This is a genomic window from Citrobacter sp. Cb028 (assembly GCF_030336705.1).
Taxonomy (GTDB): Bacteria; Pseudomonadota; Gammaproteobacteria; order Enterobacterales; family Enterobacteriaceae; genus Citrobacter; species Citrobacter braakii.
Map to the genome: position 1 here is coordinate 66116 of NZ_JAOWCZ010000031.1, position 21760 is coordinate 87875.

Below are 21760 nucleotides of genomic sequence, written 5' to 3' on the forward strand. Positions count from 1 at the left end.
GATTAATGGCCAACAAAATTAGGTTTACGTTTTTCCATAAACGCGTTCATCCCTTCCTGATAATCCTCGCTGTCATACACCGCGCGGCGCATGCCCTGAATGCGCTCGAATTCGTCAGAGTTCATGGTGTGTGCTTCGCCCAACACGCGCAGTTCTTCTTTGATGACGGCGATTGCCAGCGGCGCTTTTTCCGAGATGTGATGCGCCATTTGCAGGGTGAAATCTTCCAGTTCCTCGGTTGGAACGACATGGTTGAGGATCCCGACCGCCATGGCGCGTTGAGCGGTGATGGGCGAGGCGGTAAAAATCAGCTCCTTAACGATGTGAAAACCAGCGTCACGGGTCAGGTTGTGGATGCCCACCAGGTTATAGGGCACGCCGAGGTTGACCGGGGTCATGGAGAAGGTAGACGTACTGGCTGCGATGATCAGATCGGAACTCATGATCATCTCAAACGCGCCGCCCCAGACGCTGCCTTCAACCATGGAGATCACCGGCTTCGGATATTTTTGGATCATACGAGTTATCTGACGCAGCGGATCGTCATAAGAGAGCGGATCGCGACGTCCGGTGGGGAGTTCATGAATATCATGCCCGGCAGAGAACACTTTGGCCCCGCTCGGGGCGCGCAGAATGATGCAGCGAATGTCCGGACGATTGAGGTCGTTCAGCGCCTGCATCAGATCGTCAATAAACACTTTGCTTAGGGCATTGAGCTTGCGGGCGTAATTGAACTCAATGACCGCGACTTTCTGGATGATGACCACGTTGACGTATTGATAAGACATAATGTTCTCTTTATTAAAAGTAATGATGCTGGATAAATTCGCTGATGTGCCGCAGGCCGGTGCGCGGCGAAAGATCATTGTTTTTGACGGCCAGCAGTGTCTGCTGGAAATACCGGTCGAAATCAGCCCGGGCAAACAGCAGATGCAGGGCTTCTTCTTCAGCCTGCTTGTGTAGCCATTCCACCGCCTGCTGCTGGCGGACTTTTTCCAGTCGACCGCTGGCGGTAAGGCACGTTTTAAAGTCGGTTATCGCCTGCCAAACCTCCTCAATGCCGCGTTTTTCCAGGGCGCTACAGGTCAGAACCTGCGGCTGCCACTCGTCATATTTGCGGCGCAGAATATGCAGGGCGGATTCGTACATATGGCGGGCGATGGCAACACTGGTACGGTTATCACCGTCGTCCTTGTTGATGACGACCAGATCCGCCATCTCCATCAGGCCTTTTTTGATGCCCTGCAAATCGTCGCCACCGCCGGCGATTTGCAGTGAGAGAAAGCAATCCACCATGCCTGCGACTTCGGTTTCTGACTGCCCAACGCCGACGGTTTCCACAATCACCACGTTGAAGCCAGCCGCCTCGCACAGCAGCATTAATTCGCGGGCGCGCTGGCTGGCGCCGCCTAAATGACCGCTGGAAGGAACCGGACGTATAAACGCAGATTCTGCGCGAGCCAGTTCCGTCATGCGGGTTTTATCACCCAGAATGCTGCCGCCGCTGACCGGGCTGCTGGGATCGACGGCGATCACCGCTACCCGTAACCCGCGGCGAATTAACAGCATGCCGAATGCTTCCAGAAAGGTGCTTTTACCCGCGCCCGGCGTGCCGGTGAGCCCCAGACGCAGGGCGTTACCGGTGAACGGCATAATCGCGTCCAGCAATTGCGTACTCAGCGGCTGGTGGCGCGGGTGATTGCTTTCGACCAGCGTCATCGCCTGGGCGAGCGTAGCCCGTTCACCGAGTCGCAAGCGGCGGACGGTATCCTCAAGCGTGGCGGCGTTAATCATGATGCTGACTGATACGGGTTAACACATCGCGGACGCTGTCGAGCATTGGCGTGCCTGGGCCATAAATGGCTGCCACGCCATGCTCGTGCAGGAAAGCGTAATCCTGTGGCGGAATAACCCCGCCGGCGACGACGCAAATGTCTTCGCGTCCCCAGCCTTTGAGCGCGGTGACCAGCTCCGGGATCAATGTCTTATGACCCGCCGCCAGCGATGATGCGCCAATGACATGCACATCGTTTTCTACCGCCAGACGGGCAATTTCCTCCGGTGTGGAGAACATCGGGCTGAGATCGACATCAAAGCCGAGATCGGAGTAGGCGCTGGCGATCACTTTTGCGCCGCGATCGTGGCCGTCCTGACCCATCTTGGCGATCAGAATACGCGGGCGGCGGCCATTTTCTGCGAGGAACTGTTCAGTTTGCGCAACAATGGCATCGAACTCATCGGCGGATTTGTCGGACTGGTGATAGCTTTGCGCAATCACCCCAGTAACACACTGGCTGGGAACCAGATAACGGTCAAAGGCGGCCTCGAGCGCATCGGATATTTCGCCGAGCGTGGCGCGAACGCGGGCGGCGTTGACGGCGGCTGCCAGCAGATTTTCATTCTGCTGTGCGGCGTGGGTCAGCGCGGATAGCGCGGTTTTAACCGCATCATTGTCGCGGGTGGCGCGGATATGCTGCAGTGAGGCAATCTGCTCGTTGCGCACCTTCACGTTGTCGATCTCCAGCACCGACGTGTCGTCTTCTTTATCCAGCTTGTATTTGTTCACCCCGACGATAACGCGCTTACCCTGGTCGATCAGCGACTGTTCGCGCGCGGACGCTTCTTCGATCATCCGTTTAGGAAGCCCGGCTTCAATCGCCTTCGCCATGCCGCCTGCCTCATCAATCTGCTTGATGATCGTGCGCGCCTGCTTCACGATTTGATCGGTGAGTGATTCGACGTAATACGATCCGGCCAGCGGATCGACGGTGCGGCAGATCTCTGATTCTTCCTGAATGATGATCTGCGTATTACGCGCAATACGGGCTGAGAAATCGGTGGGCAGACCGAGCGCTTCATCAAAAGCGTTGGTATGCAGAGACTGAGTGCCGCCAAGCGTAGCGCCGAGCGCCTCAATGGTGGTTCGTACCACGTTGTTGTACGGGTCCTGCTCGGTCAGGCTCCAGCCTGAGGTCTGGCAGTGGGTACGCAGAGCGAGAGATTTCGGGTTGGTCGCGCCAAAACTGCTGACCGCTTCGCTCCACAGATACCGTGCAGCGCGCAGCATGGCGACGTTCATAAACAGATCCATGCCGATGCCGAAGAAGAATGACAGGCGCGGGGCGAAGTCATCAATTTTCAGTCCGGCGGAAAGCGCGGCCTTGATGTATTCAATACCGTCTGCCAGCGTAAACGCCACCTGCTGTACGCAGTTTGCCCCGGCTTCACCCATGTGATAGCCGCTGATGCTGATGGTATTAAAGCGCGGCATGTTGCCTGAGCACCAGGCGATGATGTCGGCGATAATGCGCATGGAGGGTTTTGGCGGATAAATGTAGGTGTTGCGGCACAGGTACTCTTTCAGAATATCGTTCTGAATGGTCCCGGTGAGCTGTTCCGGCGTCACGCCTTGCTCCTGCGCCGCGACGATATAAAACGCCAGTACCGGCAGCACCGCGCCGTTCATGGTCATCGATACCGACATCTTATCCAGCGGGATCTGGTCGAACAGCACCTTCATATCTTCGACGGTATCGATCGCCACGCCGGCTTTGCCGACGTCGCCCGCTACGCGCGGGTTGTCTGAGTCATAGCCACGATGAGTGGCAAGGTCAAAGGCGACGGAAAGCCCTTTTTGCCCAGCGGCGAGGTTACGGCGGTAAAAGGCGTTGGACTCTTTGGCGGTAGAGAAACCGGCGTATTGGCGAATCGTCCACGGCTGCGCGGTATACATAGTGGCGCGCGGGCCACGCACGTAAGGCGGCAGACCGGGCAGGGTGCCCGTCACTTCCAGATTATCGAGATCCGCTTCGGTGTACAGCGGCTTGATGGCAATCCCTTCCGCCGTTTGTCTTTCCAGCGACTCAACGGTTTTTTCCCGTCGACTGAGTTCTTTATTGGCGAGTGTTTGCCACTCCTGCACATTAGCCATTTTTTGCTCCGTATTACGCAATAAGTTGAATCTTTGCGAATACGGTGTGCTTTTTCATTTGGCTTGTCGCCAGCAAAAAATAGCCAACAGGACGTCTTTTTTTGCCGCGTGGCGTGTTTTATTTTGTGATGTATTTCAAAGACGTGGCGGGAATAGCATGAAAAGAGGGGAAAGGCTTGCAGGCCGGATAAGGCGTTACGCCGCTATCCGGCCTCTGTTCGAGGAATTAATCCTGACGCAGTACGTTGTGGCCATAGGCCAGCAGCGCGTCGGTGACGTTGCGCATCATGCGGCTTTCTGGTGCAAAGCGGTGCCAGTACAGCATCCGACGCTGGAACAGGCCTGGCGTTAAGTCGATAAGCTCACCGCTTTCCAGCTCTTTCTCAATCTGTAAGTGTGGGATCATGCAGCAGGTTGTTCCCTGACGGGCTAGCTGGACGAAGGCTTCAGACGAGTTAACGATATGGCACGGTACGCTGCCCGGCGGCAGGTCGAAGTTTTGTTGCAAGAACGCCTGGTGCATATCATCAAGATGGTCAAACGCGACCGCCGGGGCTTTCAGCAGGGCGGAACGGGTGACGCCGTTTGGGAAATAACGCTCGGCGAAAGGTTTAGAGCCAACAAACAGGTAGTCCAGCGCGCCCAGTTTATCCACCAGACAGCTTGGCAGCGCCTGATGTTGAATACTCACCGCACCGACTACTTCACCACGACGCAGACGTTCCTGGGTTCGGGTTTCATCTTCAACCTGCAGGTTCAGTCGAATCGGTGAATTAGCCAGTACCGGGGCCAGCGCCGGAAGTAACCAGGTCGCCAGACTGTCGGCGTTCACCGCCAGCGAAAGCAGAAGCGGCGTCGAGCCGGTTTGTTCATCGCCCAGCCACTCGTCTTCCAGCAGTTCAACCTGGCGCAGAAGCGCCAGTAGTTTCTGTCCCTGTTCCGTTGGGCGCGGCGGTACGGTGCGCACCAGCAGCGGTTGTCCGAACATATTCTCAAGCTGTTTTATGCGCTGTGAAACCGCGGATTGCGTGATGCACAGCTTTTGCGCCGCGCGCTCAAATCCTCGTTCACGAATAACCGCATCCAGTGCTTGTAGTGTTCTGTAGTCCGGACGTTTCATTGCTTTGACGCACTCCTGAAATTTTTGCTTGTTCTGCACTATGACACAATTTTTGATTGGGTAAAGACGAAATCCGCCGCTTGCGAGCGGGTGTGGGGACATTTTTCTGCACAATGTTCTATAATGCGCGTGAATTTTCCCACCATATTCACACCACAGGCGAAACGATCATGACGCAGGATGAACTGAAAAAAGCAGTAGGATGGGCGGCACTTCAGTATGTACAGCCCGGCACCATTGTGGGCGTAGGTACAGGTTCAACAGCCGCACACTTTATTGATGCGCTGGGCACAATGAAAGGTCAGATTGAAGGTGCGGTATCCAGTTCGGACGCATCGACTGAAAAACTCAAAAGCCTTGGCATCCACGTGTTCGATCTTAACGAAGTGGACAGCCTCGGCGTATACGTTGACGGCGCGGATGAAATCAACGGTCACATGCAGATGATCAAGGGCGGCGGCGCAGCGTTGACCCGTGAAAAAATCATTGCTTCCGTGGCGAAGAAATTTATCTGCATCGCGGATGCGTCTAAAGAAGTCGATATTCTCGGTAACTTCCCGCTGCCGGTCGAAGTGATCCCAATGGCGCGCAGCGCTGTGGCTCGCCAGTTGGTGAAGCTGGGCGGTCGTCCTGAATATCGTCAGGGCGTCGTGACGGACAACGGCAACGTGATCCTCGATGTGCACGGTCTGGAGATCCTCGACGCCATCGCGCTGGAGAATGCCATCAATGCGATTCCAGGTGTGGTAACCGTCGGCCTGTTTGCCAACCGTGGTGCGGATGTCGCGCTGATCGGTACGCCTGACGGCGTGAAAACTATCGTAAAATGATCTGACGGGAGCGTCTTCTCCCGTTAAAAAAATTTTGGCAGGGCAAATTTGGTGACTTGTGTCACGTTTATAATATTGTCCTGCCGATCTCTCCAAAGAAAAAGTTATCGCCAGTATTTTCCTCTGACATTTCCCGTTGAATGACATTTCTTCAGCACGGCGACGCAAACGTTCATATTGCCGCAATATTATTTTTTGATATGTTGAAGAGACGGATGAAAATCCCACACACAACACATCAGTTTGAACAAAAAAAGACAGGGTCGGGGAAATGGCAAAGGTATCACTGGAGAAAGATAAGATTAAATTTCTGCTGGTTGAAGGCGTGCACCAAAAAGCACTCGAAAGCCTTCGTGCAGCAGGTTATACCAACATCGAGTTTCACAAAGGTGCTTTGGACACTGAACAACTGAAAGAGTCCATCCGTGATGCCCACTTCATTGGCCTGCGATCCCGTACCCATCTGACTGAAGATGTGATTGACGCCGCAGAGAAACTGGTCGCGATTGGCTGCTTCTGCATTGGCACCAACCAGGTTGATCTAAGTGCAGCGGCAAAGCGCGGGATCCCTGTGTTTAACGCACCATTCTCTAACACACGTTCCGTTGCTGAGCTGGTGATTGGTGAACTGCTGCTACTGCTACGTGGCGTACCCGAAGCGAACGCCAAAGCGCACCGCGGCGTGTGGAATAAACTGGCTACCGGCTCTTTTGAAGCGCGTGGTAAAAAACTGGGGATCATCGGCTACGGCCACATTGGTACTCAGTTGGGCATTCTGGCGGAATCGCTCGGGATGCATGTCTTTTTCTATGATATTGAAAATAAACTCCCGCTTGGCAATGCCACGCAGGTACAGCATCTTTCCGACCTGCTCAATATGAGCGACGTGGTGAGTCTGCACGTGCCGGAAAATGCCTCCACCAAAAACCTGATGGGCGCGCGTGAGATTTCGCTGATGAAACCGGGTGCACTGCTGATTAACGCCGCACGCGGTACGGTTGTTGATATTCCTGCGTTGTGCGACGCATTAGCGACTAAACATCTGGCGGGGGCTGCAATCGACGTATTCCCAACCGAGCCGGCAACTAACAGCGATCCTTTCACTTCGCCGCTGTGTGATTTCGATAACGTGATCCTGACGCCGCACATTGGTGGTTCAACGCTGGAAGCGCAGGAAAACATCGGTCTGGAAGTAGCTGGGAAACTGACCAAGTATTCCGACAACGGGTCTACGCTGTCTGCGGTAAACTTCCCGGAAGTTTCGCTGCCGCTGCACGGTGGTCGTCGTCTGATGCACATTCACGAAAACCGTCCGGGCGTACTGACGGCACTGAACCAGATTTTTGCCGAGCAGGGCGTCAACATTGCCGCGCAGTATCTGCAGACTTCAGCGCAGGTAGGTTATGTGGTTATTGATATTGAAGCGGATGAAGATGTGGCGGAGAAAGCGCTGCTGGCGATGAAAGCCCTTCCGGGAACCATTCGCGCTCGTCTGCTGTACTGATTTCCTCTACATGGGCAGGCGGTTGACCTGCCCATCTTTCCTCTGATTTCCCTGCCTCAAAATCTCTTTCTGTAACGCATACATTCTGTTTTCGAGCTTTGCCGCAGTTGGCAACTAAAGGCAGCATTGCGTGTTGTACAGCAATAAAAGGAATTTACGATAGGGGCGCAGCATAGCGCTGAAACGGGAAAGCCCCTACCGAAGCAGGGGCTCTAAAAAGGAAAGGGACGATGATGAGATACGTCATCATGCTGCTGATCCTGTTAATCATCGCTTGGCCAGCATATTAACAGAGAGTACGCAGGAGGGAGGTTCGCCTCCCTCACCCTTCACCGAGGAATTTAGGTCAAAAAAACGGCGCTGTCAATCGGCAAAAAACGGCTACCACTCCCAGATTTTGGACGGCGTCACCACCGCTGGCAGCGGGATATCCCACTCTTCAACCGGCAATTTTTCTACTAACTGGCAGTCATGCGCGTAGCCCACGGGTTGGATCTTATGCTGCTGCCAGTTTTGTAGCGTGCGGTCGTAAAATCCGCCGCCCATGCCCAGGCGTTGCCCGTCCTCATCAAATGCCACTAACGGCGTAATCAGTACGTCCAGCTTTGACAGTGGCAATACGTCGCGTACATCAAGCCGTGGTTCCTGGATCTTTAAGCGATTGGTCACCAGGTCGCTGCGCGGATGATAGTGCAGGAACAGTAAATTACCGGGACTGAAGGGATGAAGAACCGGAAGGTAAACGCGCTTGCCCGCTCGCCACAGCTGATCTATCAGCGGCTGGGTATCGAGTTCACCATCGAACGAGAGAAATACCGCCACAGTATGCGCGAATACAACAGGGGGAAAACTGAGCATTCGGGTCGCGGCTTGCTGACCGTAGTGTCGTTGCTGTTCAGAGGTCAGCGCGCGACGACGCTGTCGAATCAGTTGACGAATTTCTTGCCGGGATAAAGGGAGTTCAGAAAGTAGTGTCATGGCTGTTGCCAGGTAGAAGGGAATCTCCGAGATGCCGCCGCAGGCTGTAACCCTTGAACCCTTGGTTCAAGGTGAATGCGTCGTCACAGTTTTAAGGCTTCTCGGACGGGCCGAGCATGCTCACCAACCATGGAGCGCCACATTCTTGTGGTATGAAATATCGGCTCAGGGGACTGGCCCGCTTGCAAACATCTCAGAGAAATTTTGTCTTCACGGTCACTCTACCACAGTAAACCGAAAAGTGTTATTCAAAGTTTTGGCCCGTTTTTTCGGTTATGCGACCCTGATCAAGCAACGCCTGTTCGATGGTCTGTTGTAGCATCCGAATACGTTGTTCCATGCTCGCCGCGTACTCACGCGTCTTCGCTTTTTCCTGAGTTAATTCATAGCTGATGTTCAACGCGGCGATGAAAACCAACTGCTCAGTATTTGTGACTCTAGTGCGAACTTTCAGATCTTGCAATCGCTGATTAAGATCGTCCGCAGCCTGATTCAACGCATCCCTTTGTTCAGGCGGGCAATTCACTCGCAGTGAACGGCCAAATATTTGGATATCGACGGGTTGTGCAGACATGCCACCTTCCTGCTGATTGACTGCGCTGCCTTCGTCTCCAGACCTTGGGTCCGCGAAGGGGCGACACTATAGCTACCCTGGTATCAAGATACAAGCCCTTTTCTGGTCCACCAGGGTCCAAAGTGGTAGCATACCATGAATATTCCTCCCTTTGATGACGAATGCTTATGTCTATACAGAACGAAATGCCTGGCTACAACGACGTTAGCCAGTTTTTGAACCAACAAGGGGCTGGATTAACCCCGGCCGAAATGCACGGCTTGATCAGCGGGATGATTTGCGGCGGCAACAATGACAGCTCATGGCAGCCGCTGCTGCACGATCTGACGAACGAAGGTCTGGCCTTCGGTCACGAGCTGGCTCAGGCACTGATGAAAATGCACTCTGCCACCAGCGATGCCCTCGAGGACGACGGCTTCCTTTTTCAGCTTTATCTGCCTGAAGGCGACGACGTTAGCGTGTTTGAGCGTGCAGATGCGCTGGCGGGGTGGGTAAACCACTTTTTGCTGGGCCTTGGCGTTACGCAGCCAAAGCTCGACAAAGTGACCGGTGAAACCGGTGAAGCGATTGACGACCTGCGCAATATCGCTCAGTTGGGATATGACGAAGACGAAGATCAGGAAGAGCTGGAAATGTCGCTCGAAGAGATTATCGAATACGTGCGCGTAGCCGCCTTGCTGTGTCATGACACGTTTACGCGTCAGCAGCCGACCGCGCCGGAAGTCCGTAAACCGACTCTGCACTAAGAACGAAACGCAAAGGAGAGTGTGATGAGCGAGATATCTCAGCAAGAATTCCAGCGTCGTCGCCAGGCTTTACTGGCACAAATGCAGCCCGGCAGCGCCGCGCTGATTTTTGCCGCGCCTGAAGCGACGCGCAGCGCGGACAGTGAATACCCGTACCGCCAAAGCAGTGATTTCTGGTACTTCACCGGTTTTAACGAACCGGAAGCCGTGCTGGTGCTGATTAAAAGTGATGACACTCATAACCACAGCGTTTTGTTTAATCGGGTTCGCGATCTGACGGCGGAGATCTGGTTTGGCCGTCGTCTGGGCCAGGATGCTGCACCGGCAAAACTCGGCGTTGACCGGGCGCTGGCCTTCAGTGAAATCAACCAACAGCTGCACCTGTTGCTCAATGGCCTGGACGCGGTGTACCACGCGCAGGGCGAATATGCCTGGGCAGACGAGATTGTGTGCACGGCGTTGGATAAACTGCGTAAAGGCTCCAGACAAAATCTGCACGCACCCGCCGCGATCATCGACTGGCGTCCAATGGTCCATGAAATGCGCCTGTTCAAATCACCAGAAGAAATTGCGGTCATGCGCCGTGCCGGAGAGATCAGTGCGCTGGCGCATACCCGCGCGATGGAAAAATGCCGTCCGGGAATGTTTGAATACCAGTTGGAAGGGGAGATTCACCACGAGTTTACTCGCCATGGCGCGCGTTACCCATCCTATAACACGATTGTCGGCAGCGGCGAAAACGGCTGTATTCTCCATTACACTGAAAATGAAAGTGCAATGCGCGATGGCGATCTGGTGTTGATTGACGCCGGGTGTGAATACAAAGGTTATGCGGGCGACATTACGCGTACCTTCCCGGTAAACGGCAAATTTTCCCCTGCTCAGCGTGAAATCTACGACATCGTACTGGAGTCATTAGAGACCAGTCTGCGCCTGTATCGCCCGGGGACGTCCATCCAGGAAGTCACCGGCGAAGTGGTGCGCATCATGATTACGGGTCTGGTGAAGCTTGGCATTTTGCACGGCGAGATCGACCAACTGATTACCGAAAATGCGCATCGCCCATTCTTTATGCATGGTCTTAGCCATTGGCTGGGACTGGATGTGCACGATGTTGGCGTTTATGGTCAGGACCGCTCACGTACTCTCGAGCCAGGAATGGTGCTCACCGTCGAACCGGGGCTGTATATCGCGCCGGACGCCGATGTGCCGCCTGCTTATCGTGGTATCGGCATTCGTATTGAAGATGACATCCTCATCACCGAGGACGGCAATGAGAACCTGACCGCCAGCGTGGTGAAGAAAGCGGATGACATTGAAGCCTTAATGGCTGCGGCGCGACTGCAATGAGCGTGATTATCGTTGGTGGTGGTATGGTCGGTGCGACGCTGGCGCTGGCCATTTCTCAGCTCAGCCACGGGACTCTGCCTGTTCACCTGATAGAAGCGAGCGAACCTGAAACTGACCGCCATCCAGGGTTTGACGCCCGGGCGATCGCGCTTGCGGCAGGGACCTGCCAACAGCTGGCGCGAATTGGCGTATGGCAGGCGATTGCCGATTGCGCAACGGCGATCAAAACGGTTCACGTCAGCGATCGCGGCCATGCCGGATTTGTGACGCTGGATGCGCAGGAATACCGTATTCCGGCGCTGGGCCAGGTGGTGGAACTGCACGATGTCGGGCTGCGTTTGTTTGCGCTGCTGCGTAAAGCGCCGGGCATCACGCTGCACTGCCCCGACCGTGTAGCCAGCGTGTCACGCACGCAGGAACGCGTTGAGGTTACGCTGGAAAATGGCGAGATGATTAATGGTCGCCTGTTGGTGGCCGCCGATGGCACGCGCTCCGCGCTGGCTACCGCCTGCGGCGTTGACTGGCAGCAACAACCCTATGAACAACTGGCGGTGATTGCCAACGTCACGACCTCCGTTGCGCATGACGGGCGAGCGTTCGAACGTTTCACGCAATATGGTCCGCTGGCAATGCTACCGATGTCTGATGGTCGCTGCTCGCTGGTATGGTGCCATCCGCTGGAGCGGCGTGATGAGATTATGGCCTGGTCCGACGAACAATTTTGCCGCGAACTGCAAACTGCGTTTGGCTGGCGGTTGGGGCGTATTACCCAGGCCGGTAAACGCAACGCCTATCCGCTTTCATTAACCTCGGCGCAAAAAGCCATTACCCATCGTACTGTGCTGGTGGGGAACGCAGCACAGACGCTGCATCCCATTGCAGGACAAGGTTTCAACCTTGGTCTGCGCGACGTGATGAGCCTGGCTGAGACGTTGACGCAGGCGCAAAATTGCGCGGAAGATATCGGTGATTATGCGGTGCTGGCACACTATCAGCAGCGCCGCGAACGCGATCGCGAAACGACGATTGGTGTGACCAACAATTTGGTGTATTTGTTTGCCAATCGCTGGGCCCCGCTGGTCGTTGGGCGTAATGTCGGGCTGATGGCGATGGAATTATTCACGCCTGCGCGCGATGCGTTGGCGGAGCGGACCCTCGGTTGGGTTGCGCGATAGATATAACCTGTAGGCCGAATTAAAAAAGCAGGCCTGATTAGCGCAGCGCCATCAGGCAATGTCGCGGAAGTAATGTCGGATGGCGGCTTTGCCTTATCCGGCCTACGGTTTTTGATTGTCCTATTTTCAGGAGCAAACAGTGCAAAGTGTTGATGTAGCAATTGTTGGTGGCGGCATGGTGGGACTGGCGGTTGCCTGCGGCTTGCAGGGCAGCGGGTTGCGCGTTGCAGTGTTAGAACAACATGTTCCGCAGCCTTTGGCGGCGGATGCACCTCCTCAGCTTCGCGTATCGGCCATTAATGCCGCCAGTGAAAAACTGCTTAGCCGACTGGGCGTCTGGTCCGACATTGTTGCCCGTCGCGCTTGTTGCTACCACGGCATGGAAGTCTGGGACAAAGACAGCTTTGGGCGTATTGCGTTTGATGACCAGAGCATGGGTTACAGCCATTTAGGCCACATCGTTGAAAACTCAGAGATCCATTACGCACTCTGGCAAAAAGCGCAGCATTCAGCGGATATTACGCTGATGGCGCCCGCAGAGTTACAGCAGGTAGCCTGGGGTGAGAATGAGGCATTTCTGTCCCTGAAAGATGGCGCAATGCTGACCGCTCGCCTGGTGGTCGGCGCCGATGGCGCTAACTCCTGGCTGCGCAACAAAGCGGATATTCCGCTCACTTTCTGGGATTACCGTCATCATGCGCTGGTGGCGACTATCCGTACGCAGGAAGCTCACGGCGCGGTTGCGCGGCAGGCGTTTCACGGTGAGGGGATCCTGGCGTTCCTGCCTCTCAGTGACCCGCACCTGTGCTCTATCGTCTGGTCGCTTTCGCCGCAGGAAGCAGAACGCATGCAGCAGGCAAGCGTTGACGAGTTTAATCAGGCGCTGAATATCGCTTTTGATAATCGCCTGGGGCTGTGCAGCCTTGAAAGCGAGCGTCAGGCGTTTCCGCTGACGGGACGCTATGCCCGTCAGTTCGCTGCTCATCGTCTGGCGCTGGTGGGGGATGCGGCGCATACCATCCACCCGCTGGCGGGTCAGGGGGTTAACCTTGGCTTTATGGATGCGGCGGAGCTGATCGATGAGCTGAAGCGGCTACAGCGTCAGGGCAAAGATATTGGTCAGTATCTCTATTTGCGCCGCTACGAGCGCAGCCGTAAGCACAGCGCAGCGATGATGCTGGCCGGTATGCAGGGCTTTCGTGAACTGTTTGCAGGCGAGAATCCGGCGAAAAAACTGCTGCGTGATATTGGTCTGAAACTGGCCGATACCCTGCCAGGCGTAAAACCACAGCTCATTCGCCAGGCGATGGGACTGAACGATCTTCCTGAGTGGTTACGCTAGCGTCCGTAAGGACAATCTTAAGAGTTTGAGACCCGTCACACTTTCCACTCCCGGCCTGCGCGCCGGGGTGCTTCTCTCATTTGAAATAATCTAATTCCACGCCTTTTTTCGCATTAGTTTTTTTAATATTACGTTTTTTTCATAACGCCATTTTTGACAATTTTTCCACATTTAATGTTGGTTGGTGCTGTTAATTCCAGCTTGTATTTATTTTTTGTTCTGATTATTTGCCGTATGGGTGGGGTTTTGTTCTGCCGGTGATTTTGCTGTTTTTGGCCATAAGCTAATGTGATGGTTAATTTTGCCTTATGGTTTAGCGTCTGTTTCGGTGGTAAGTTCAGGACAAAGAGAACGTTTGCGTCGTGGCCCCTGGAGCGGCTGCGGTGCTGGGTTTCGTGGCGAAAATTTCACCGCGAAAGAGTTGGTAGCCCCGCTTATTCAACGAGGAAAAGATGGCTCAACAGACTCCTTTGTACGAACAACACACGCTATGTGGCGCGCGCATGGTAGATTTCCATGGCTGGATGATGCCACTGCATTACGGTTCTCAGCTTGATGAACACCATGCTGTTCGCACCGATGCCGGAATGTTTGATGTGTCACATATGACCATCGTCGACCTGCGCGGTAGCCGCACCCGGGAGTTCTTGCGTTATCTGCTGGCAAACGACGTCGCGAAGCTAACGAAGACGGGTAAAGCCCTCTATTCCGGTATGCTCAACGCTTCGGGCGGCGTGATAGATGACCTGATTGTCTACTACTTCACTGAAGATTTCTTCCGCCTCGTTGTAAACTCCGCCACCCGCGAAAAAGACCTCTCCTGGATTACCCAACACGCTGAACCTTACGCCATCGACATCACCGTTCGAGACGATCTATCGCTGATTGCGGTGCAGGGCCCAAACGCGCAGGAAAAAGCAGCCACATTGTTTACTGACGAGCAGCGCCAGGCGGTAGAAGGCATGAAGCCGTTCTTCGGCGTTCAGGCGGGTGATTTGTTTATCGCAACCACCGGTTATACCGGCGAAGCAGGCTATGAAATTGCCATGCCGAGTGAAAAGGCGGCAGACTTCTGGCGTGCGCTGGTACAAGCAGGTGTCAAACCTTGCGGTCTTGGCGCGCGCGACACGCTGCGTCTGGAAGCCGGCATGAACCTGTACGGTCAGGAGATGGACGAAGGCATTTCCCCGCTGGCGGCCAACATGGGCTGGACCATTGCGTGGGAACCGACTGACCGCGACTTTATCGGTCGGGAAGCGCTGGAAATGCAGCGTGAAAAAGGCCACGAACAGTTGGTCGGACTGGTGATGACCGAGAAAGGCGTACTGCGTAATGAACTGCCGGTGCGTTTCACCGATGCTTCCGGCAATCAGCAGGAAGGCATTATCACCAGCGGGACATTCTCCCCAACCCTGGGTTACAGCATCGCGCTGGCGCGTGTCCCTGCGGGTATTGGTGAGAACGCGATCGTACAGATCCGTAACCGCGAAATGCCGGTAAAAGTGACTAAACCTGTTTTTGTGCGTAACGGCAAAGCCGTCGCGTAATTCATCCTTTTTTGGAGATTGATTGATGAGCAACGTACCTGCAGAACTGAAATACAGCAAAGAACACGAATGGCTGCGCAAAGAAGCTGACGGCTCTTACACCGTTGGGATCACCGAACATGCTCAGGAGCTGTTAGGTGACATGGTTTTCGTTGACCTGCCCGAAGTTGGCGCAACCGTCAGCGCAGGCGATGACTGCGCCGTTGCGGAATCCGTAAAAGCGGCATCCGATATTTATGCGCCAGTAGGCGGTGAGATTGTTGCGGTTAACGACGCGCTCAGCGACTCCCCGGAACTGGTCAACAGCGAGCCGTATGCAGGGGGCTGGATCTTCAAAATCAAAGCCAGCGATGAAAGCGAAATTGAATCGCTGCTGGATGCGACTGCATATGAAGCTTTGTTAGAAGACGAATAAATACGCTTCATTCTTCACGTTGCAGGTGTGTTGGCTTTCTTGCACACCTCAGTCACTTACTGATGTAAGCTCCTGGGGATGTGCTGCGTCGCCGCCTTCCTGCAACGCGAATTTTTCGCGTATTCAGGTAAGTAGAGACACCTACGATTCACTGCACGTTTCAGGAACCATCGCCCATGACACAGACGTTAAGCCAGCTTGAAAATAGCGGCGCTTTCATTGAACGCCACATCGGACCGGACGCCGCGCAGCAGCAAGAGATGCTGAATGCGGTTGGCGCAGAGTCGTTAAACGCGCTGATCGGCCAGATTGTGCCGAAAGACATTCAGCTCGCAACCCCGCCACAGGTGGGCGAGGCGGCGACCGAATACGCTGCGCTGGCTGAATTAAAAGCCATCGCCGGGCGTAACAAGCGCTTCACGTCCTACATTGGCATGGGCTACACCGCCGTGCAGCTGCCACCGGTTATCCTGCGTAACATGCTGGAAAACCCGGGTTGGTACACCGCCTACACCCCGTATCAACCGGAAGTCTCCCAGGGCCGTCTGGAAGCACTGCTGAACTTCCAGCAGGTGACGCTGGATCTGACCGGCCTGGACATGGCTTCCGCTTCTCTTCTGGATGAAGCTACTGCTGCAGCTGAAGCCATGGCGATGGCCAAACGCGTCAGCAAACTGAAAAACGCCAACCGTTTCTTTGTGGCGGCTGATGTTCATCCGCAAACGCTGGACGTAGTGCGTACTCGTGCGCAAACTTTTGGTTTTGACGTCATTGTTGATGACGCGGCAAAAGCATTGGATCATCAGGATGTGTTCGGCGTGCTGTTGCAGCAGGTTGGCACCACCGGTGAAGTGCACGACTACAGCGCCCTTATGGCTGAGCTGAAATCCCGTAAAATAGTGGTCAGCGTCGCTGCCGACTTTATGGCGCTGGTACTGCTGACTGCACCGGGCAAACAGGGCGCGGATATCGTTTTCGGCTCTGCGCAACGCTTCGGCGTACCGATGGGCTACGGCGGCCCGCACGCGGCATTCTTTGCCGCCAAAGATGAATTCAAACGCTCCATGCCAGGCCGTATTATCGGCGTCTCCAAAGATGCAGCGGGTAATACCGCCCTGCGCATGGCGATGCAGACTCGCGAACAGCATATCCGCCGCGAGAAAGCGAACTCCAACATTTGTACCTCGCAGGTTCTGCTGGCCAACATCGCCAGCCTGTATGCCGTTTATCATGGCCCGGTTGGCCTGAAACGCATCGCTAATCGCATCCATCGTCTGACCGATATTCTGGCAGCCGGTCTGCAACAGAAAGGATTGAAGCTGCGTCATGCGCACTACTTTGACACTTTGTGTGTTGAAGTGGCCGATAAGGCTGCGGTACTGGCGCGTGCTGAAGCGGCAGAAATCAACCTGCGTAGCGATATCCATAACGCGGTAGGTATTACGCTCGATGAAACCACCACCCGTGAAAACGTGGTGCAGTTGTTCAATGTTCTGCTGGGAGACAGCCACGGTCTGAACATCGAAACGCTGGACAAAGACGTGGCGCTCGACAGCCGTTCCATTCAGGACAGTATGCTGCGTGACGATGCGATCCTCAGCCATCCAGTGTTTAATCGCTATCACAGCGAAACCGAGATGATGCGTTACATGCACTCGCTGGAGCGCAAAGATCTGGCCCTGAACCAGGCAATGATCCCGCTGGGATCTTGCACCATGAAGCTGAACGCTGCCGCCGAGATGATCCCTATCACTTGGCCGGAATTCGCTGAACTGCATCCGTTCTGCCCGCCAGAGCAGGCAGAAGGTTATCACCAGATGATCGGCCAGCTTTCCGAATGGCTGGTAAAACTGACCGGTTATGACGCAGTCTGCATGCAGCCGAACTCCGGCGCGCAGGGCGAGTATGCGGGTCTGCTGGCGATTCGCCATTATCACGAAAGCCGTAACGAAGGCCATCGCGATATCTGTCTGATCCCGGCCTCTGCCCACGGTACCAACCCGGCCTCCGCACAGATGGCGGGTATGCAGGTAGTGGTTGTCGCCTGTGATAAAAACGGCAACATCGATCTTGGCGATCTGCGTGAAAAAGCGGCGCAGGCGGGTGAAAACCTCTCCTGTATCATGGTGACCTATCCCTCTACTCATGGCGTGTATGAAGAAACGATCCGTGAAGTGTGCGACGTTGTGCACCAGTTTGGCGGCCAGGTTTATCTTGATGGCGCGAACATGAATGCTCAGGTTGGGATCACCACACCGGGCTTTATCGGTGCCGATGTCTCTCACCTTAACCTGCATAAAACATTCTGCATTCCGCACGGCGGCGGTGGCCCAGGTATGGGACCAATCGGTGTTAAATCGCATCTGGCGCCGTTCGTGCCGGGTCATAGCGTAGTACAGATTGAAGGGATGCTCACCCGTCAGGGCGCGGTTTCTGCGGCACCGTTCGGTAGCGCATCCATTCTGCCGATCAGCTGGATGTACATCCGTATGATGGGCGCAGAAGGTCTGAAGCAGGCAAGCCAGGTGGCGATCCTGAACGCTAACTACATTGCCAGCCGTCTGAAAGATGCCTATCCGGTGCTGTATACCGGTCGCGATGGTCGCGTGGCACATGAATGTATTCTCGACATTCGCCCACTGAAAGAAGAGACCGGCATCAGCGAACTGGATATTGCCAAGCGTCTGATCGATTACGGTTTCCATGCGCCGACCATGTCGTTCCCGGTAGCGGGTACGCTGATGGTGGAACCGACTGAATCGGAAAGCAAAGTGGAACTGGATCGCTTTATCAATGCGATGCTGGCAATCCGCGCTGAGATCGATCGCGTGAAAGCCGGTGAATGGTCGCTTACAGATAACCCGCTGGTTAACTCCCCGCACACGCAAAATGAGCTGGTCGCAGAGTGGAATCACGGTTACAGCCGCGAAATCGCCGTCTTCCCGGCGGGCGTAGCGAACAAATACTGGCCGACCGTGAAACGCCTTGATGACGTTTACGGTGACCGTAACCTGTTCTGCTCCTGCGTGCCGCTGAGCGATTATCAGTAATCGACTGATTCAGCTATCTTTTAAAGGCGCTTCGGCGCCTTTATTTTTGGGGAGAATAGTGATGGCTATAGCACTGGTTACGGGGGGCAGTCGCGGTATTGGCCGGGCAACCGCGCTGCAGTTAGCGCTAGAGGGTTACACGGTCGCCGTTAACTTTCATCACAATATTCGTGCGGCAACGGAGGTGGTGAACAATATCGCCGCTGCGGGAGGAAAGGCGTTTGCTCTGCGGGCAGATATCAGCGATGAAAGCCAGGTCGGGGCGATGTTTGAGTCCATTGACCGCGAGGGTGAGCCGCTGACTGCTCTGGTGAACAATGCCGGGATTTTGTTTGAACAGAGCACGGTAGGAAAGCCTAACCGCTGAGCGTATTAATCGCGTCCTGGCGACTAATGTTACCGGCTATTTTCTGTGTTGTCGGGAAGCGGTAAAGCGTATGTCGTTTAAGCACGGCGGTCAGGGCGGGGCGATTGTGAATGTCTCTTCGGCGGCGTCACGGCTTGGCGCCCCGTTCGAATACGTTGATTATGCAGCCTCAAAAGGTGCGGTGGACACGCTTACCACCGGCCTCGCGTTGGAGGTTGCGGCGCAGGGGATACGCGTGAACTGCGTGCGACCCGGTCTTATCTACACGGAAATGCATGCGTCAGGCGGTGAGCCGGGAAGGGTGGATCGCGTGAAATCCATGTTGCCTATGCAGCGCGGCGGACAGCCGGAAGAGGTCGCGCAGGCGATAACCTGGCTGCTGAGTGAGAAGGCGTCTTACGTCACGGGCAGTTTTTTGGAGCTGGCCGGCGGGAAGTAATGCGTTGCTTGCCGGATGGCGGCGTAAATGTCTGCTCTGGTCTACAGGTTCAGTTCCCGTAAACCGGATAAGCGCAGCGCCATCCGGCAAAAAATTACAGATTCTCGCCGTTGCTGGCAATCACCGCTTTATACCACTCAAAACTTTTCTTACGCGATCGCGACATATCGCCGGTGCCGTCGTCGTGTTTGTTCACGTAGATAAAACCGTAGCGTTTGCTGTACTGGCCGGTGGTGAACGAGACGCAGTCGATGCAGCCCCACGGCGTGTAGCCCATCAGATCTACGCCGTCATACGTTACCGCTTTCATCATCTCTTCGACGTGGGCGCGCAGATAGTCGATGCGGTAGTCATCGTGGATGCTGCCGTCTTCTTCCACTTTGTCGTAAGCGCCAAATCCGTTTTCAACGATAAACAATGGCTTCTGATAACGCTCGTACAGTTCGCATAAGGCGTAACGCAGGCCGACCGGATCAATCTGCCAGCCCCAGTCGGATGCTTTGACGTGCGGGTTCGGCACGCTGCCCTCAAAACCGGAAATGGCATCGCCGCTACCGCCTTCCGCTTTTACCGCGTTGGTCATGTAGTAACTAAACCCGAGATAGTCGCATGTACCTTCACGCAGGATTTTTTCATCGCCAGCTTCCATTCGAATATTGAATTCGCGGCGCTCCCACTCGTTCAGTACATAAGATGGATAGTAGCCGCGCAGTTGAACGTCGGTGAATACATAGCGTTCACGCATCGATTCCTGCGCGAACATCACATCTTCAGGCTTACAGGAGTACGGGTATAGCGGGACCATTGCCAGCATGCAGCCGACTTTCATTTCAGGGTTGATGCGACGTGCGGCTTTCACCGCCAGAGCGCTGGCCACGAACTGGTTGTGCAGCACCTGGTACATAGTCTCTTCCGGATTTTCATGCTCGGTATACACCACGCCGGAGCAGCAATAGCCAAACAGCGGTGCACGCCAGTTACGCTGGTTGTTAATCTCGTTGAAGGTCATCCAGTATTTGACCTTGTGCTTGTAGCGCTCAAAGACCACTTCAGCAAAACGGACAAAGAAATCGACGACTTTACGATTGGTCCAGCTACCGTACTGTTGAACCAGGTGTAGCGGCATTTCGAAGTGGGAAAGGGTGATGACCGGTTCGATATTGTACTTCAGCAGTTCATCAAACATGTCGTCGTAGAATTTTAGCCCTTCTTCGTTTGGCTGGGTTTCGTCCCCTTTAGGGAAGATACGGGTCCAGGCAATTGACGTACGGAAGCATTTGAAGCCCATCTCGGCAAACAGCTTAATGTCTTCTTTGTAATGACCGTAAAAATCGACGGCTTCGTGGTTGGGGTAGTACTTACCTGGCACGACGTCTTGAGTAATTTCTCGCGGAACGCCGTGTGCCCCCCCGGTCAGTACGTCGCAAATGCTGGGTCCTTTGCCACCTTTATTCCAGCCGCCTTCAACCTGATGCGCCGCAACCGCGCCGCCCCATAAAAAATCGTTTGGTAAGGTAAGTTTTTTCATCTGCGCTCAGTCTCAAATTAATACAATCTGATTTTGAGTCTAACAAAGGAAAGATAAATGTCACGATATAACAAAATAGCGTTAATGTGATTTGTTACATCAAAAAAACATATTGTTTTTTTACGCTATTCTTTTCGCCAGCTTGCGACCGAGTGATTCCAGAATATAAATAACGGGGATCTGCGTAGTTATATCGTATACCCCGGCAATGCGTGTCTGTGGAACGTGCCAGGAGAGATTAAAGTCGGCAAGTTTCGCGAGGCGCGAATGTTCATGGCTGGTGACCGACAGAACCTTACAGTTATGCAGACTGAACTGGCTGGCAAAGCGTAGGATCTCTTCGGTTTCTCCAGAAACGGAAAGCACGATCGCCAGCGCGTTTCTGGCCATATCATTAGTTACCGGGAAATAAGGGTCATCGATGTGGTTACTAAATTTTCCGACGTTTGAGAAAAAACGAGCGCCATATTTTGCCAGAGCTCCGGATGTTCCCGCCCCGACGAATATAATACGCTCGGAAGATAATATAATATCAACAGCCTGATCGAGTAAATTGTCGAACTCGTCGTTATTGACGCCTTTAAAGAAGCTGATAATTTCGCTGGCACCGAAATTAGCCTGTTGCGGTTCATTCTGCTCTAAATATAATTTGAAGCGTACGCGAAATTCTGAGTAACCTTCACACTTAAGCTTGCGGCAAAAGCGCAGTACGGTGGTGGTGGAAACGCCCACGGCATCCGCCAGTTCGCGAATGGTCATGTACATGACTTTGTCACGGTTTTTGATGACATAGTTGTAGACCAGCATCTCAAGATTGTTGAGACTGGCGATGGCAGCGTGGGAGAACATACTCACAATGGCAAA

General features: G+C 54.4%; 17 protein-coding genes, 1 other RNA gene and 1 pseudogene. 10 read left to right on the plus strand and 9 right to left on the minus strand.

Annotation, left to right across the window (positions count from 1 at the left end; translation table 11 throughout):
* Window positions 1-2 precede the first annotated feature (2 nt).
* The 4 genes from scpB to argP all read right to left on the minus strand — a co-directional run bounded on the left by scpB (window position 3) and on the right by argP (window position 5051).
* The gene (gene scpB, locus OGV75_RS07855) at window positions 3-788 is read right to left on the minus strand and encodes a methylmalonyl-CoA decarboxylase (protein ID WP_016154367.1); all 786 of its coding nucleotides are present in this window, start codon (window positions 786-788) and stop codon (window positions 3-5) included.
* Between the two features lie 13 nt (window positions 789-801).
* A complete protein-coding gene (meaB, locus tag OGV75_RS07860; protein ID WP_181629874.1) occupies window positions 802-1794 on the minus strand; it encodes a methylmalonyl Co-A mutase-associated GTPase MeaB in 993 nt (330 codons plus the stop codon).
* The gene (scpA, locus tag OGV75_RS07865; protein ID WP_181629876.1) at window positions 1787-3931 is read right to left on the minus strand and encodes a methylmalonyl-CoA mutase; all 2145 of its coding nucleotides are present in this window, start codon (window positions 3929-3931) and stop codon (window positions 1787-1789) included. The genes meaB and scpA overlap by 8 nt, the downstream gene beginning before the upstream one ends.
* 226 nt (window positions 3932-4157) lie before the next feature.
* The gene (argP, locus tag OGV75_RS07870; RefSeq protein ID WP_003825477.1) at window positions 4158-5051 is read right to left on the minus strand and encodes a DNA-binding transcriptional regulator ArgP; all 894 of its coding nucleotides are present in this window, start codon (window positions 5049-5051) and stop codon (window positions 4158-4160) included.
* Window positions 5052-5221: 170 nt separating this feature from the next.
* On the opposite strand from argP, the gene rpiA reads away from it, so the two are divergent.
* The gene (gene rpiA, locus OGV75_RS07875; protein WP_016154364.1) at window positions 5222-5881 is read left to right on the plus strand and encodes a ribose-5-phosphate isomerase RpiA; all 660 of its coding nucleotides are present in this window, start codon (window positions 5222-5224) and stop codon (window positions 5879-5881) included.
* Between the two features lie 271 nt (window positions 5882-6152).
* Window positions 6153-7385, plus strand: a complete 1233-nt coding sequence (serA, locus tag OGV75_RS07880; protein ID WP_016154363.1) for a phosphoglycerate dehydrogenase — start codon at window positions 6153-6155, stop codon at window positions 7383-7385.
* A gap of 381 nt (window positions 7386-7766) precedes the next feature.
* Here serA and OGV75_RS07885 read toward each other — a convergent pair whose 3' ends face one another.
* The 3 genes from OGV75_RS07885 to zapA form a co-directional block, all read right to left on the minus strand.
* Window positions 7767-8363, minus strand: a complete 597-nt coding sequence (locus OGV75_RS07885; RefSeq protein WP_142418196.1) for a 5-formyltetrahydrofolate cyclo-ligase — start codon at window positions 8361-8363, stop codon at window positions 7767-7769.
* A gap of 19 nt (window positions 8364-8382) precedes the next feature.
* Window positions 8383-8566: non-coding RNA, 6S RNA (gene ssrS / locus OGV75_RS07890), on the minus strand.
* Window positions 8567-8607: 41 nt separating this feature from the next.
* On the minus strand, window positions 8608-8937 hold the full coding sequence (zapA, locus tag OGV75_RS07895) for a cell division protein ZapA (protein ID WP_003026980.1): 330 nt from the start codon (window positions 8935-8937) through the stop codon (window positions 8608-8610).
* A 167-nt stretch (window positions 8938-9104) separates the two neighbouring features.
* Between zapA and OGV75_RS07900 the strand changes: the two genes are divergently transcribed.
* The 8 genes and pseudogenes from OGV75_RS07900 to OGV75_RS07935 all read left to right on the plus strand — a co-directional run bounded on the left by OGV75_RS07900 (window position 9105) and on the right by OGV75_RS07935 (window position 19368).
* Window positions 9105-9683 (plus strand): YecA/YgfB family protein, encoded by a 579-nt coding sequence (locus tag OGV75_RS07900; protein WP_181626961.1) that lies wholly within the window; start codon window positions 9105-9107, stop codon window positions 9681-9683.
* Window positions 9684-9707: 24 nt separating this feature from the next.
* On the plus strand, window positions 9708-11033 hold the full coding sequence (gene pepP, locus OGV75_RS07905; RefSeq protein WP_200100935.1) for a Xaa-Pro aminopeptidase: 1326 nt from the start codon (window positions 9708-9710) through the stop codon (window positions 11031-11033).
* Window positions 11030-12208 (plus strand): 2-octaprenyl-6-methoxyphenyl hydroxylase, encoded by a 1179-nt coding sequence (gene ubiH / locus OGV75_RS07910; RefSeq protein ID WP_019077635.1) that lies wholly within the window; start codon window positions 11030-11032, stop codon window positions 12206-12208. The genes pepP and ubiH overlap by 4 nt, the downstream gene beginning before the upstream one ends.
* A gap of 139 nt (window positions 12209-12347) precedes the next feature.
* The gene (gene ubiI, locus OGV75_RS07915; protein ID WP_286480518.1) at window positions 12348-13550 is read left to right on the plus strand and encodes an FAD-dependent 2-octaprenylphenol hydroxylase; all 1203 of its coding nucleotides are present in this window, start codon (window positions 12348-12350) and stop codon (window positions 13548-13550) included.
* Between the two features lie 452 nt (window positions 13551-14002).
* Window positions 14003-15097: a glycine cleavage system aminomethyltransferase GcvT gene (gene gcvT / locus OGV75_RS07920; RefSeq protein WP_016157417.1), complete on the plus strand. Its 1095-nt coding sequence runs from the start codon at window positions 14003-14005 to the stop codon at window positions 15095-15097.
* A 25-nt stretch (window positions 15098-15122) separates the two neighbouring features.
* Window positions 15123-15512: a glycine cleavage system protein GcvH gene (gene gcvH, locus OGV75_RS07925; RefSeq protein ID WP_003026965.1), complete on the plus strand. Its 390-nt coding sequence runs from the start codon at window positions 15123-15125 to the stop codon at window positions 15510-15512.
* 176 nt (window positions 15513-15688) lie between these two features.
* Window positions 15689-18562: an aminomethyl-transferring glycine dehydrogenase gene (gene gcvP / locus OGV75_RS07930; protein ID WP_019077632.1), complete on the plus strand. Its 2874-nt coding sequence runs from the start codon at window positions 15689-15691 to the stop codon at window positions 18560-18562.
* A gap of 61 nt (window positions 18563-18623) precedes the next feature.
* Window positions 18624-19368: pseudogene (locus OGV75_RS07935) on the plus strand (SDR family oxidoreductase).
* A 94-nt stretch (window positions 19369-19462) separates the two neighbouring features.
* Here the strand turns inward: OGV75_RS07935 and bglA are convergent.
* Window positions 19463-20896 (minus strand): 6-phospho-beta-glucosidase BglA, encoded by a 1434-nt coding sequence (gene bglA / locus OGV75_RS07940; RefSeq protein ID WP_286480520.1) that lies wholly within the window; start codon window positions 20894-20896, stop codon window positions 19463-19465.
* A 120-nt stretch (window positions 20897-21016) separates the two neighbouring features.
* A complete protein-coding gene (locus tag OGV75_RS07945) occupies window positions 21017-21745 on the minus strand; it encodes a MurR/RpiR family transcriptional regulator (protein WP_008785744.1) in 729 nt (242 codons plus the stop codon).
* Between the last annotated feature and the right edge of the window lie 15 nt (window positions 21746-21760).

Excerpts from the sequence above, each read along its gene's own strand:
- scpB (WP_016154367.1), bottom strand. The coding sequence starts at position 788 with ATGTCTTATCAATACGTCAACGTGGTCATCATCCAGAAAGTCGCGGTC.
- meaB (WP_181629874.1), bottom strand. The coding sequence starts at position 1,794 with ATGATTAACGCCGCCACGCTTGAGGATACCGTCCGCCGCTTGCGACTC.
- scpA (WP_181629876.1), bottom strand. The coding sequence starts at position 3,931 with ATGGCTAATGTGCAGGAGTGGCAAACACTCGCCAATAAAGAACTCAGT.
- argP (WP_003825477.1), bottom strand. The coding sequence starts at position 5,051 with ATGAAACGTCCGGACTACAGAACACTACAAGCACTGGATGCGGTTATT.
- rpiA (WP_016154364.1), top strand. The coding sequence starts at position 5,222 with ATGACGCAGGATGAACTGAAAAAAGCAGTAGGATGGGCGGCACTTCAG.
- serA (WP_016154363.1), top strand. The coding sequence starts at position 6,153 with ATGGCAAAGGTATCACTGGAGAAAGATAAGATTAAATTTCTGCTGGTT.
- OGV75_RS07885 (WP_142418196.1), bottom strand. The coding sequence starts at position 8,363 with ATGACACTACTTTCTGAACTCCCTTTATCCCGGCAAGAAATTCGTCAA.
- zapA (WP_003026980.1), bottom strand. The coding sequence starts at position 8,937 with ATGTCTGCACAACCCGTCGATATCCAAATATTTGGCCGTTCACTGCGA.
- OGV75_RS07900 (WP_181626961.1), top strand. The coding sequence starts at position 9,105 with ATGTCTATACAGAACGAAATGCCTGGCTACAACGACGTTAGCCAGTTT.
- pepP (WP_200100935.1), top strand. The coding sequence starts at position 9,708 with ATGAGCGAGATATCTCAGCAAGAATTCCAGCGTCGTCGCCAGGCTTTA.
- ubiH (WP_019077635.1), top strand. The coding sequence starts at position 11,030 with ATGAGCGTGATTATCGTTGGTGGTGGTATGGTCGGTGCGACGCTGGCG.
- gcvT (WP_016157417.1), top strand. The coding sequence starts at position 14,003 with ATGGCTCAACAGACTCCTTTGTACGAACAACACACGCTATGTGGCGCG.
- gcvH (WP_003026965.1), top strand. The coding sequence starts at position 15,123 with ATGAGCAACGTACCTGCAGAACTGAAATACAGCAAAGAACACGAATGG.
- gcvP (WP_019077632.1), top strand. The coding sequence starts at position 15,689 with ATGACACAGACGTTAAGCCAGCTTGAAAATAGCGGCGCTTTCATTGAA.
- bglA (WP_286480520.1), bottom strand. The coding sequence starts at position 20,896 with ATGAAAAAACTTACCTTACCAAACGATTTTTTATGGGGCGGCGCGGTT.
- OGV75_RS07945 (WP_008785744.1), bottom strand. The coding sequence starts at position 21,745 with ATGTTCTCCCACGCTGCCATCGCCAGTCTCAACAATCTTGAGATGCTG.